The organism is Rhizobacter sp. P2_D12 (genome assembly GCF_056404395.1).
This window is the reverse complement of the sequence record NZ_JBFUEB010000144.1, coordinates 1-12,128: the sequence shown is the minus strand read 5'-3', so window position 1 is coordinate 12,128 and position 12,128 is coordinate 1. Positions and strand designations below refer to the sequence as shown.

Here is a 12,128-nt window from a genome sequence, read left to right as displayed (position 1 = left end):
GGCCAGTTCCGCGGCCGGCCGCTTCTGCGACCGGCCCGCCGGCCTCGAAGCCGCCCGGCAGGACCGGGTGCTGCGTTTCGCCGCCGTCGTCAAGCAGGAGCTCGAGCGATCCGGCCGCAGCGTGGCGCTGATCTCCCGCGCCGGCATGGACCTGAGCCGCTTCGGCATCCGCTACTCGCATGCCGGCATCAGCCTGAAGGCGAGCCCGAACGGGCCGTGGTCGGTGCGCCAGCTCTACTACGCCTGCGACGAGTCGCGTTCGCGGCTGTTCGACCAGGGCATGGCGGGCTTCCTGCTCGGCTCCGACGACCCGGTGCTCGACCACGCGTCGATCGTGCTGCTGCCCGAGTCCGAGGGCGCGGCGCTGGCGCGCACCTCGCTCGACCCGCGGCTCGCGCTCGACCTGCTGGCTGCCGACTACAGCGCGAACGCCTACGTCTTCAGCACGCGCTACCAGAACTGCAACCAGTGGGTGATGGAGCTGCTCGCCGCCGCCTGGGGCCGGCTCGATGCGTCGCGCCCGGCGCGCGACGAGGCGCAGCGCTGGCTGCAGGCGCAGGGTTACGCGCCGGCGCCGGTCGCCATCGACTCGCATGCGCTGATGTTCGCGGCGCAGTTCGTGCCGCTGATCCACGTGTCCGACCACCCGCGCGACGATCTCTACGCGATGCAGCTGCGCATCAGCCTGCCGTCCACCATCGAGGCCTTCGTGCACCAGCACGTGCCCCAGGCCGAACGCGTGGAGCTGTGCCACGACGACAAGCACATCGTCGTGCACCGGGGTTGGGCACCGCTGGGCGCCGGCTGCCAGGCAGGGCCTGGCGACGCGGTGATCGCATTCGATTGAACGCTGCGGATGCCAGCGCGAGCTCGAAGTTTCAGAGGTCATTTGGACACGCATCCGAACGGTTGCGGGCCCCTACACTTGCCCCATGAACAAGACAACCGCGAAGCCGAAGCCATCCGGCCACTGGTCGACGGTTTCATCCAGGAATCAGGTCACCATTCCGGCCGACGTCCGCAGAGCTGCCGGCATCAAGCCTGGGGCCGACATCAGTTTTACGCCTTTGCCTGACGGCCGCGTCATCCTGCGCCAGAAGTCCGGCGACTTGAGAGACTTGCGCGGCGTCCTGACGCGCGACCAGCGCACCGGGGAGATGGTGTCGAGCAAAGCGGGAAAGCTGCTGCCCGCAAGCAGCGGCAAGCCGGCGAAGAGGAAATGAGGGGCGGGAGTGCGGGCGCTGGACACCAATGTGCTCGTGCGCATCCTCACCCGAGACGAGCCGCGGCAGGCGAGCGCCGTTGACCGGCTGCTTCAGGACGCGCAGCAGAGCGGTGAGACGTTCTTCATCTCGATCACCGTCGTGCTCGAGATCGAGTGGGTGTTGCGTTCGGTCTTCCAGATTCGCCGTGCGCCCCTGGTTGCGGCGCTCACTGCGCTGCTGAACAACGCTTCGCTCGTGATCGAGCATGAGCGCGAGGTCGAGGCTGCTCTCGACATGGTCATCAGCCTCAAGGCCGACTTCGCAGATGGCCTGCACATCTCGATGGCCCACGCCGCGGCGCATGGACCTCTCATGACGTTCGATCGACGGTGTGCGCGGCTGACCGGCGCTCAGGCACTTTCAATGTGACGAGAAGCAACCGATCGGGCGGCATGTCTTTCCAGGCATGTCCGGTAAGTCGCTGGTAAGCCCTTTCACTGGACGATCGGCCATCTTCACTGATGAGTTCCACCATGCTTCCAAGCTTCCAGTCTCGTGTGCTGCTGTTCGTTGCCATGTCTGCGACCGCTCCTTTGATCCATGCCCAGGACGCCGCGCCGCCCCCCTCCGGTTGGGGCCTCGGCCTGGCCGTCGGATGGCAGCGCCAACCCTATGTCGGCGACGACGACAAGACCCGCGTGCTGCCGCTGATCAGCTTCGAGAACAGCTGGGTCAAGGTGCTGGGCACCGGCGTCGACCTGAAGCTGCCCGAGGCCGGGCCGGTGTCGTTCACGCTGCGCGCCCGCTATGCGCTGAACGACGGCTACGAGTCCGACGACTCGGCCATCTTCAGCGGCATGGCCGATCGCAAGGCCAGCGTCTGGCTGGGCGGCACCGCCACCTGGCACACCGACATCGCCAAGCTGTCGGCCGAGGTGGCCGGCGATGCCTCGTCGTACAGCAAGGGCACCCAGGTGCGCCTGGGCATCGAGCGCGACTTCCGCTTCGGCCGCGTGATGCTCTCGCCGCGCATCGTCGCGCACTGGCTCGATGCCAAGTACGTCGACTACTACTACGGCGTGCTGCCGGGCGAAGCCGTCGCCGGCCGTCCCGCCTACGAGGGCAAGGCGACGACCAATGCCGAGGTCGGCCTGCGCACCAGCTACGGCATCGACCGGCAGCAGGGCGTGTTCCTCGACGTCAGTGCCACCGCCCTCGGCTCCGGCATCAAGGACAGCCCGCTGGTCGACCGCCGCACGCTGCCGGCCGTCCGGCTGGGTTACCTTTACCGCTTCTGAACTCCGCCGCGTCGCCGATGAACCGTGTCGTGCTGGTCGAAGACCACGCCCGCCTGGCCGCCCTGGTCGGCAAGGCCTTGTCGGCCGCCGGCATCGAGGTGGACAGCTTCGAGCGCATCGAGCCGGCGTGGCATGCGCTGTCCGAGGCCGGCTACGCCGCGCTGATCGTCGACCGCGGCCTGCCCGACGGCGACGGGCTGGACCTGGTGCGCCGCTTGCGCGCGGCCGGCCACCGGCTGCCCTGCCTGATGCTGACGGCGCGCGATGCGCTGCACGACCGCGTCACCGGCCTCGAAGCCGGTGCCGACGACTACCTGGCCAAGCCCTTCGCGATGGAAGAGCTGGTGGCCCGCGTGCGCGCGCTGATGCGCCGCCCGGCCGAGCTGCAAAGCCTGGCCCCGGTCTTCGGCGACCTGCAGCTGCGCCCCGAGGCCGGCTGCATGCACTGCGCCGGCGAATCGGTGACCTTGCCGCCGGCCGAGTTGCAGATCATGCTGAGCCTGGTGCGCGCGGCCGGCCAGACCGTGCGGCGCACGGCGATGGAGCGCGCCGCCTGGGGCCTGGACGAAGCGGTGACGCCGAACGCGCTCGACGTCGCGCTGCACCGGCTGCGCAAGAAGCTGCCGGCGATCGGCTCGACACTGCAGATCGTCAACGTGAGGGGACATGGCTATGCGCTTCGCGATCCGGCTGCCGGCTAGCCTGGCGGCCCAGCTGCTGCTGGTGTCGATCGGCGCGCTGCTGGCCGTGATGCTGCTGGCGATCGCGGGGCTGACGGCGCTGATGCTGTGGGAGTCCCCCGACGTGACGCGGCGCGGGCTGGACGAAACCGCCAGCTACATCGAGTCGCACCTGCGCTACGACGCGCAGGGCCAGCCGGTGGAGTTGCAACTGAACGAGAAGTACCGTGCGATGGTCGACGGCCTGCCCAAGGACTTCGGCTACCGCGTGGTGGATGCGCAAGGCCAGGTCCTGCTGGCGCGCGGCGACGGCTCGGCCGCCCAGGTGCTCGCGGCGCAGYCGGTGGGCGCGGTGGAAGGCATCACCACCGTGCCGACGACCGAGGTCACGCTGCAGATCCTGAACCGGCCGATCCCGCGCGCCGGCCGCGGCGACGTGATCCAGGTGGCGCGCAGCGACCGGCTGGAGATCGTGTTGCGCCGCGTCGGCGGCGGCATCTTCGTGAAGGGCGGCATCGCCGCGGCGGTGCTGGCGGTGCTGGTCTTCTGCGGCGTGGTGGTGCTGATGCTGCGCCGGCTGCTGCGGCCGCTGCGTGCCGCGTCGGCCGCGGCGGCGGGCATCGGCCCGCACAACCTGCGGGCGCGGCTCGACGGTACCCGCCTGCCGAGCGAGCTGTCGCCGCTGATCGATGCCTTCAACCAGGCGCTGGCGCGGCTCGAGAAGGGCTACCGCGTGCAGCAGGAGTTCCTCGCCGCGGCGGCGCACGAGTTGAAGACGCCGCTGGCGCTGATCCGCGCCGAGATCGAGCTCGACGAGCGCGATGCCGGCCGCCGCGACCTGCTGCTGAAGGACCTGGATTTCATGGCGCGCCAGGTGCACCAGCTGCTGCACCTGGCCGAGGTCAGCGAGGCGCAGAACTACATCTTCGAGACCACCGACGTGACGCAGGCGGTGGCCGATGCCGCGGTCCAGCTGGAGCGCCTGGCCGGCCGGCACGAGGTGGCGCTCGCGATGCAGCCGCCCGGTGCGGCGGTGCGGCTGCAGGCCGATGCCGGGGCGCTGTTCATCCTGGTGAAGAACCTGGCCGAGAACGCGATCCTGCATTCACCGCCGGGCGCGGTGGTGACGCTGGCGGTCGACGCGCAAGGCCTGAGCGTGCGCGACCACGGGCCGGGCATCGCCGCGAGCGAACTGCCGCTGCTGTTCCAGCGCTTCTGGCGCGGCAACGATGCGGCGCACCAGGGCGCGGGGCTGGGCCTGTCGATCTGCCGCGAGATCGCGCAGGCCCATGGCTGGACGCTGGCGGCGCGCAACGCGTCGCCGGGGGCCGAGTTCAGGCTCTCGTTCGTTCAGGGGGCCAGCAGGATGTAGTCGGCGCTGTAGGGCACGCGTTCGGTGCGGCCGAGCGTCGCCGCATCGCAACCGGCTGCGGGGGCCGCGCCGCCGGCGGTGTTGACGCGCTGCACGCTGGTGATCTTCGAGAAGCGGCCCGGGGCGCCGTCGGAACGCGCCGTCAGCAGCAACCACGGGATCGCGCCGGCCAGCGGCGCATCGGCGCGGGCCTTCACGGTGCCGACGATGCGGCTGCCGTCGGCCGCCTCCCAGCGCGGGCCGGCGTAGTGGCGGCCGGCCGGTGCGCCGGCGGCATCGAACAGGTCGGCCTCGGGCGCGGTGAACACCCATTCGGTGCCGCCGCCGGACTTGGCCCGGCATTCGTAGATCTGCACGCCGCGCGCGGCCAGGCGCTCCACGGCGCGTTCGCCGGTGGGCGCCAGGCTGGCCGGCACGGCCACCGATTCGGTCTTGGTGGCGCAGGCGGCCAGTGCGATGGCACCGAGCAAGGGGATCAGCTTGAGCATCGGGTCTTCTCCCATGACGAGAATGAAACGAAACGTCGCGAACCCGGCGGCGGGCGCCGGCGGCGAGGCCGTAAGCTGGGTCCGGAAATTTCAGCGAAGGTGAGACTATGCGCCGGTTGACCGGTCTCCTCGGGGCCCTGGGGCTTCTCGTCTGCAACAGCATGTGCCTGGCACAGCAGGCAGACCCGCAGGCGCGCATCGACGCGGCGGGCGACTACCGCTACACGATCCGGCATGACGGCATCGAGCGCCGCTACCGGGTGCACGTGCCGCGCGGGCTGGACCTGTCCCGGCCCGCGCCGCTGCTGGTCGCGCTGCACGGCGGCGGCGGCAGCATGGATTACCAGGCCGACGACGCGAACTACGGCCTGGTCTCCCTGTCCGAGCGCGAAGGCGTGCTGCTGGTGTTCCCGAACGGCTACAGCCGGCTGCGCAGCGGCACGTTCGCCACCTGGAATGCCGGCAGCTGCTGCGGGCCGGCGCGCGACCGCGAGATCGACGACGTCGGCTTCATCCGCCAGGTGGTCGCCAACCTGCAGCAGCAGCTGAAGGTCGACCGCGAGCGCATCTTCGCGACCGGCATGTCGAACGGCGCGATGATGGCCTACCGCCTCGCCTGCGACGCATCCGATGTCTTCAAGGCCATCGCGCCGGTCGCCGGCACCGACAACACGCGCACGTGCCGGCCGGCGCGGCCGGTGTCGGTGCTGCACCTCCATGCGCGCAACGACCCGATGGTGCCGTTCGCCGGCGGCTTCAGCAGCAACACGCGGCTGCGCGCCGCGACGGGCGAGTTCACCGGCGTGGCCGACACCGTCGCCAAGTGGGCGCGGCTGGATGCCTGCACCGGCCCGCCGGCCCGCGTGCTGCAGCGGCCGGGGGCGAGCTGCGAGGCGTATCCGTCATGCGCCGGGGGTGCGAAGCTGGAACTGTGCACCACCGAGACCGGGGGCCATTCGTGGCCCGGCGGGCAGAAGGCGCGCGCGGCCGAACCGCCGTCGCAGGCGATCTCGGCCAATGTGTTGATGTGGGATTTTTTCAACCGGCCCTGAGCGGGCGGGGTCGACCCGGGGCCGTCACGGCCGCAGCACGCCCGCGAGGATGTCCAGGTCCTTGAACTTCCAGTCGTCCGGCGATTCGCAGCGGGCCACCTTGTCCTGGCAATAGACGCTGCCGAGGTCGAGCTCGATCGGCTCGATGCGCATGTTCGACTTGGTGCTGAAGAAGGCCTTCACCTTCGGCTGCAGCAGGTTCTGCGCGTTCTGCGCGGTGACCACCGCCAGCTTGCCCGACTGCAGCCGCAGCAGCGAGCCGACCGGGTAGATGCCCACCGTCTTGACGAAGGCCTGGAACACGCGCGGCTCGAAATGGCCTTTCCACTGGGCCATGCGGCGCAGCGCCTCGCCCGGGTCCCAGCCGGTCTTGTAGGGCCGCACCGAGGTGATCGCGTCGTAGACGTCGCAGACCGCGCCCATCTTCGCGAACAGGCTGATCTGGTCGCCGGCCAGCTGGTGCGGGTAGCCGCTGCCGTCGACCTTCTCGTGGTGGTGCAGGCAGACGTCGAGCACCACCGCGCCGGCCGAGCCGCCTTCGAGCAGCATCTCGTGGCCGCGCTCGGGGTGGCTCTTCATCACGTCGAACTCGGCATCGGTCAGCTTGCCCGGCTTGTTGAGCACCTCCAGCGGCATCACCGCCTTGCCCAGGTCGTGCAGCATGCCGGCCAGGCCGGCCTTCTTCAGCTGCTCGCCCTTCAGGCCGAGCTGGCGGCCCAGCGACACCATCAGCGCGCACACCGCGACGGAGTGCATGTAGGTGTATTCGTCGGCCCGCTTGAGCCGCGCGACGCTGATCAGCGCGCCGGGGTTGCGCAGCACCGATTCGGAGATCTCCTCGACCAGCTCCTCGCACTGGCCGGCGTCGACCGCCTTGCCCAGGCGCGCCTCGCCGAACATCGACGCGATCTTCGGCACCGAGCGTCTGTACAGCGCCGCCGCCTTGGCCATCGCGGCGTCGCCGCGGTCGAAGTCGTCGAACGCCATCGGCATCGACGCGACGAATTCCAGCTCGCGTTCGACCTCGTCGGCCACCGCTTCCGGCGTGACGGCCGGCGGGTGGTTGCTGGCGGGGCCCTCGACGTCCAGGCCCTTGCGGGTGTCGATCCAGAGTTCCTTCACGCCGCCGCAGGCGATGCGCTGGAAATCGGCCTGTGTCTTCAACGTGAACTTCGAACGCCAGAACGGATGGTCCATCCACGAGCCGCAGAACTCGTGGACGTGCATGCCCAGCCTCAGTTGCCCAACGGCGATCTTCTTGATCACGCTCGATCTCTCTTCCGGGACGGGGTCGTGTCGTGTCCTGGTGTGCGGAATGTCGCACCCGGCGGTACGCGATGGCCGTTGCCAGCGTCCGTCCCCGGCTTATCGGATGAAACCGGTCGGGCTTGAAGGGCTCCCGGCGTCCGCCACGCTGCCGACGTCCCCGATTGCGCAGTCCGCGCCGCCGGGCTACAAGCCATGCCATGGCCCAACCCCTCCCGGCGCACGCCGCCTTGCCGCAGCGCGGCAAGTTCGTCGCGCTGCTGATCGGCGCGGCGCTGGGCGCCACGGCGCTGATCGCCTGGCTGCTGTGGACCGCGCGCGAGGACGCKATCCAGGGTGCCCAGGTCACCGCGCTCAACTACGCCCGCACGCTCGAAGTGCGCATGGACGCCACCTTCCGCCGCACCGATGCGGTGCTGCGCGCGCTGACCCAGGTGACGCCGGTCGAGGCGCTGGTGCCGCGCGGCGAGCTGGCGCATGCGCAGCGCCTGAACGGCGAGCTCGATTCGATGCTGCGCGATTTCGACGAGCTGATCGCGCTGCGCATCATCGACGCCCAGGGCGACCAGCGCTACGTGTCGTCGTCGGGCACGACGCCCGCCGCCAACTACGCCGACCGTTCGTTCTTCCTCACCTACCGCCGCGATCCGCAGGCCGACCTGCTGTTCTCCGAGGTGGTCACCGGCCGCGTCAGCCGCCGCCCGACCATGGTGATGACGCGCCCGCTGCGCGACGCGCGCGGCCGCTTCTACGGTGCCGCGCTGGCGCCGCTGGACCTGAGCTTCTTCCAGCAGCAGTTCCGCAAGCTCGACATCGGCCGCAACGGCGCGGTGTTCCTGCGCCGCACCGACGCGGGCGAACTGGTGCTGCGCTGGCCGCAGATCGATGCCGAGGTCAACAAGCCGATGCCGGCGACCCACCAGATCCTGCTGGCGGTCAGGTCGGGCCAGCAGGAATCGGTCAACGAGTACGTCGCCTTCACCGACGGCGTGCGCCGCATCTCGGGCACCATCGTCGTCAAGGGCTATCCGTTCTTCCTGACCGTGGCGCTCAGCCTCGACGACATCCTCGAAGCCTGGCGCCGCCTGGCGATGCTGACCGGCGTGGCCTGGCTGCTGCTGAACCTGGTGCTCGCGATGGTGATGAGCCGCCTGTGGCGCAGCGACCGCGAGCGCCGCTCGCTCGAGGCGCAGCTGCGCGAGTCGCAGCGCATGGAGTCGATCGGCACGCTGGCCGGCGGCATTGCGCACGATTTCAACAACATCCTCGCCGCCATCCTCGGCAACGTCGCGCTGGCGCGCGAGGACACCGGCGCCGGCCACCCGGCGCAGAAGAGCCTGGAGCAGATCCACAAGGCGAGCCTGCGCGCACGCGACCTGGTGCAGCAGATCCTGGCCTTCGGCCGCCGCCAGCCGCAGGCGCTGGTGAACCAGCCGCTGCAGCCGCTGGTCGAGGAATCGGTGCGCCTGCTGCGCTCGACGCTGCCGGCCGCCGTCGAGCTGGAGACCGTGCTGGCGCACGAGGGCCTGCATGCCGATGCCGACGGCACGCAGGTCCAGCAGGTGCTGATGAACCTGTGCACCAACGCCTGGCATGCGCTGCAGGGCCGGCCGGGGCGCATCCAGGTCGGGCTGGAGCCGTTCGCGGTCGACGAGGACGAAGCCGCCACGCGGTCGGCGGGCCCGCTGCCGGCCGGGCGCTACGCCCACCTGTGGGTGCGGGACAACGGCGTCGGCATGGACGCCGCCACGCAGGCGCGCATCTTCGAGCCGTTCTTCACCACCAAGCCGACCGGCCAGGGCACCGGCCTCGGGCTGTCGGTGGTGCACGGCATCGTCGCGGCGCACCATGGCGCGATCCGCGTCGACAGCGCGCCCGGGCAGGGCACGACGATGCACCTCTACTTCCCGGTCACCGACCCGGCGCCGCTGCAGGAGCCCCCGCCGCCGGCCACGGCCCCCGGTGCCTTGCAAGGGGCCGGCCAGCACGTGGCCTACGTCGACGACGACGAGGTCATCGTGCTGATGGTGGAGCGGCTGCTGCAGCAAGGCGGCTACCGCGTCAGCTCGTTCCGCGACGGGCGCGAGGCGGTGGCGGCGATCGCCGCCCAGCCGCTGGCCTTCGACCTGGTGATCACCGACTTCAACATGCCGGTGTTCTCGGGCTTGGACGTCGCACGCGCGCTGCGCGAGGTCCGCGCCGACCTGCCGGTGGTGATCAGCTCGGGCTACATCTCGGAAGACCTGCAGCAGGAGGCCGCGGCCGCCGGCGTGCGCAGCCTGATGCGCAAGCAGAACACGCTGGAAGAGCTGATGCGGCTGGTGCGGCGGGTGCTGTCAGGCGCCTGAGGACGCCTGAGGTGCCCGCGCGTTCAGGCCTCGACCGTGTCGGCAGGCAGGTCTGCCGCCAGCACCTGGTTGCGCCCGCTGCGCTTGGCCTCGAGCAGCCGGTCGTCCGCGGTCTTCAGCAGCTCTTCCATCGCCGCCGGGTCGGCCAGCGAATCGGCCACGCCGGCCGAGAAGGTGTTGCCGCGCAGCGTGCCGGTGTCGAAGTGGAAGACCTCCTCGCGCCACGCGCGCAGCAGCCCCTCGACCTTGCGCTGCGCCGATTCGGCGTCGGTGCGCGGCATCAGCAGGCAGAACTCCTCGCCGCCGAAGCGGAACGCGGTGTCGCTGCGCCGTCCCTGCGCCAGCAGCAGCGCGCCGAACGCGGCCAGCAGCTTGTCGCCGGCCACGTGGCCGTGGCGGTCGTTCACCGTCTTGAAGTGGTCCAGGTCGATGATGGCCGCCGCCAGCGGCTGCTGCTCGCGGCGCGCCAGCGCCAGCATCTGCGGCAGCACGTCGTTCAGGTGGCGGCGGTTGAAGAGCCCGGTCAGGAAGTCGCGCGTGGCCTGCTGGCGCAGCTCGGCCTGCAGCGCCTCGACCTCGTCGATCTTCTGCGACAGCTGCTGGTTGATCGCTTCCAGCTCGGCCTTCGCGCGCTCGGTGGAGCGGCGCCGCGCATCGATCTCGTCCAGGTTCTGCTGCAGCCGGCGCAGCTCGGTCTGCAGCGAGGCCGCCTGGTAGCGCGCCCGCGACGCCAGCTGCGAACGCTCGACGTGCAGCGCCTGCCAGATGCGCAGCGAGGCCAGCGCCTGCCCGGCATGGCCCAGGCGCTCGTGGATGTCGGCCATCGCCTGGTGGAACAGGCAGCGCACGCGCAGGCTCAGGCCTTCGGCCGCCGCGTTCAGCACCGCCGGCTGCGCCTGCGCGAGCAGCGCCGCGGCTTGCGGCAGCAGGTCGCGCGCGGCCATCACCTCGGCGGTGGCAACGACCAGCGTGATGCGCTCGTCCGGCACCTTGATGCCGGTCTTGTCCTGCGACGCGCGTTCGATGAGCGCAGCGCCCAGGTCGGTCTCGCCGGCACGCAGCGCGGCGATCGCCATGGTCTCGAAGTTCGGGTTGGTGCTGCCGCGCCCGCTCGCGTCGGTGGGCAGCTCCAGCAGGCGGCGCACGTCGGCCACCGCCTCGGCGGCGCGCTCGAGGTTGGTCAGGCAGATCACCCGGTTGATCAGCAGCACGCTCAGCAGCCGCGGGTTGTCGAGCTTGGCGTAGCGTGCAATGCCTTCCTCGACGTAGCTGAGCGCCTGGTGGTGGTCGCCCAGCTGGATCAGCTCGTGCGCCAGGTTGCAGTACAGCACCACCTCGAAGCCGTTGCCGCGCGCCGGGCGCGATTCATGCAGCGCCTGGAACATGTAGGCGAAGGCCTGCTCCGACTGGCCGAGCGACGCATAGCAGCCGGCGATCACGTTCAGCAGCATGCCCAGCTCGTCGTGCTTCAGCACCGCCAGCCCCTCGGCGCGCAGCGGCAGCACGCGTTCCAGCGACTCGCGGTACTTGCCCTCGCGCCACAGGCAGCGCGCGATGCCGACCTCGGCCAGCAGGTGGCCAGCCCGGTCTTGCACGGCGTCGAAGCAGCGGTCGGCCTCGGCCAGCTCGCCGGCGGCTTCCAGCGGCGTCGAATACCAGATCAGGTGCAGCCCGCGCACCAGCCGGGCCCGGCCCTCGGCGGCCAGGTCGCCGTTCGCCTGCGCGCGCGCCAGCGCCTGGTCGGCCAGCGCGATGCAGCGGCGCGAATCGCTGTACAGCAGCCGCCACGCGCGCCGGGCGGTGGCCAGCGCGCTGGAGGTCTGGGGACGGGGGGACGGCGGCTTCATCGCCCGCGATTGTCGGTGCTTTCGATGACGATCGCATCCCTCGCCGGTGGGGCGCTCAGCGCGCTGCGCCGTCGGTGCCGGCCAGCACCCGCACCAGGCGCGACAGCTCGCCGGCGTTCACGTCGGAGACCGCGAGCCAGGCCATGCCGTCGCCGGTGCTGCCGGCCAGGTTGAAGCCGCGTTGCGCCGCGGCGACGGCGGGCGGCGGGCGGTCGCCGGCCGGCCAGACGAACACGTCGACCTCGTGCTGGCGCAGCCGGTAGACCAGCACCGCGACCGGCCGGCCGGCCAGCGCGTCGACGCGCCCGCCCACCAGCACCGCGCCGGCCGCCTGCGGGTGCTGCACCGGCGGCGAGTAGTCCAGCCGCGCCGACAGCCAGGGCTTGACGGTGTGCTGGTCGGACGACGCGACGTCGATGCTGCGCTGCGACAACGAGGCCCGCACATGGCTCGCGACGGCCTCGTCCTGCAGCCGCCGGCCGTCGTCGGGGGCGAGGGCCAGGTGCAGGCCCACGGCCAGCAGCGCGGTCGCGAAGGCGCTGGCGCCGCCGGCCAGCCAGGCGCTCCATCGC

General features: G+C 71.0%; 11 protein-coding genes and 1 pseudogene. 8 read left to right on the top strand and 4 right to left on the bottom strand.

All coding sequences use genetic code 11. The annotated features are described in order from the left end of the window. From AC1DYN_RS29150 to AC1DYN_RS29125, 6 genes are all read left to right on the top strand, one after another. On the top strand, nt 1-847 hold an 847-nt coding region (locus tag AC1DYN_RS29150; protein ID WP_477965691.1), incomplete at its 5' end, for a DUF2145 domain-containing protein. A gap of 85 nt (nt 848-932) precedes the next feature. Next, on the top strand, nt 933-1,223 hold the full coding sequence (locus AC1DYN_RS29145; RefSeq protein ID WP_477965689.1) for an AbrB/MazE/SpoVT family DNA-binding domain-containing protein: 291 nt from the start codon (nt 933-935) through the stop codon (nt 1,221-1,223). A gap of 9 nt (nt 1,224-1,232) precedes the next feature. Further along, entirely contained in the window at nt 1,233-1,634 is a 402-nt protein-coding gene (locus AC1DYN_RS29140) for a type II toxin-antitoxin system VapC family toxin (RefSeq protein WP_477965687.1), read from the top strand. 146 nt (nt 1,635-1,780) lie between these two features. Beyond that, nucleotides 1,781-2,503 carry a MipA/OmpV family protein gene (locus AC1DYN_RS29135; RefSeq protein WP_477965685.1) on the top strand — a complete coding sequence of 241 codons (723 nt, stop codon included), beginning with the start codon at nt 1,781-1,783 and terminating at the stop codon, nt 2,501-2,503. A 17-nt stretch (nt 2,504-2,520) separates the two neighbouring features. Then, nucleotides 2,521-3,204 carry a response regulator transcription factor gene (locus tag AC1DYN_RS29130; protein ID WP_477965683.1) on the top strand — a complete coding sequence of 228 codons (684 nt, stop codon included), beginning with the start codon at nt 2,521-2,523 and terminating at the stop codon, nt 3,202-3,204. Then, nucleotides 3,170-4,555 carry a sensor histidine kinase gene (locus AC1DYN_RS29125; RefSeq protein ID WP_477965681.1) on the top strand — a complete coding sequence of 462 codons (1,386 nt, stop codon included), beginning with the start codon at nt 3,170-3,172 and terminating at the stop codon, nt 4,553-4,555. Before AC1DYN_RS29130 ends, AC1DYN_RS29125 begins: the two co-directional genes overlap by 35 nt. On the opposite strand, the gene AC1DYN_RS29120 is transcribed toward AC1DYN_RS29125, so the two are convergent. Next, complete coding sequence (locus AC1DYN_RS29120; RefSeq protein WP_477965679.1) at nt 4,534-5,043, bottom strand: DUF3455 domain-containing protein; 510 nt, start codon at nt 5,041-5,043, stop codon at nt 4,534-4,536. The genes AC1DYN_RS29125 and AC1DYN_RS29120 overlap by 22 nt on opposite strands. A gap of 161 nt (nt 5,044-5,204) precedes the next feature. On the opposite strand from AC1DYN_RS29120, the gene AC1DYN_RS29115 reads away from it, so the two are divergent. Further along, nucleotides 5,205-6,095 carry an extracellular catalytic domain type 1 short-chain-length polyhydroxyalkanoate depolymerase gene (locus tag AC1DYN_RS29115; protein WP_477965677.1) on the top strand — a complete coding sequence of 297 codons (891 nt, stop codon included), beginning with the start codon at nt 5,205-5,207 and terminating at the stop codon, nt 6,093-6,095. Nucleotides 6,096-6,119: 24 nt separating this feature from the next. On the opposite strand, the gene AC1DYN_RS29110 is transcribed toward AC1DYN_RS29115, so the two are convergent. Next, nucleotides 6,120-7,361, bottom strand: a complete 1,242-nt coding sequence (locus tag AC1DYN_RS29110) for a cyclic di-GMP phosphodiesterase (RefSeq protein ID WP_477965675.1) — start codon at nt 7,359-7,361, stop codon at nt 6,120-6,122. Nucleotides 7,362-7,561: 200 nt separating this feature from the next. On the opposite strand from AC1DYN_RS29110, the gene AC1DYN_RS29105 reads away from it, so the two are divergent. After that, nucleotides 7,562-9,709: an ATP-binding protein gene (locus AC1DYN_RS29105; RefSeq protein WP_477965673.1), complete on the top strand. Its 2,148-nt coding sequence runs from the start codon at nt 7,562-7,564 to the stop codon at nt 9,707-9,709. Nucleotides 9,710-9,732: 23 nt separating this feature from the next. Here AC1DYN_RS29105 and AC1DYN_RS29100 read toward each other — a convergent pair whose 3' ends face one another. Together AC1DYN_RS29100 and AC1DYN_RS29095 are read right to left on the bottom strand one after the other, a co-directional pair. After that, the gene (locus tag AC1DYN_RS29100) at nt 9,733-11,556 is read right to left on the bottom strand and encodes a GGDEF domain-containing protein (RefSeq protein ID WP_477965671.1); all 1,824 of its coding nucleotides are present in this window, start codon (nt 11,554-11,556) and stop codon (nt 9,733-9,735) included. 55 nt (nt 11,557-11,611) lie between these two features. Then, nucleotides 11,612-12,128, bottom strand: a pseudogene (locus AC1DYN_RS29095) (hypothetical protein); the annotation flags it as partial.

Bases quoted from the DNA above. Each gene is read 5' to 3' on its own strand.
- AC1DYN_RS29145 (WP_477965689.1), top strand. From the start codon at position 933: ATGAACAAGACAACCGCGAAGCCGAAGCCATCCGGCCACTGGTCGACG.
- AC1DYN_RS29135 (WP_477965685.1), top strand. From the start codon at position 1,781: ATGTCTGCGACCGCTCCTTTGATCCATGCCCAGGACGCCGCGCCGCCC.
- AC1DYN_RS29130 (WP_477965683.1), top strand. From the start codon at position 2,521: ATGAACCGTGTCGTGCTGGTCGAAGACCACGCCCGCCTGGCCGCCCTG.
- AC1DYN_RS29120 (WP_477965679.1), bottom strand. From the start codon at position 5,043: ATGCTCAAGCTGATCCCCTTGCTCGGTGCCATCGCACTGGCCGCCTGC.
- AC1DYN_RS29115 (WP_477965677.1), top strand. From the start codon at position 5,205: ATGTGCCTGGCACAGCAGGCAGACCCGCAGGCGCGCATCGACGCGGCG.
- AC1DYN_RS29100 (WP_477965671.1), bottom strand. From the start codon at position 11,556: ATGAAGCCGCCGTCCCCCCGTCCCCAGACCTCCAGCGCGCTGGCCACC.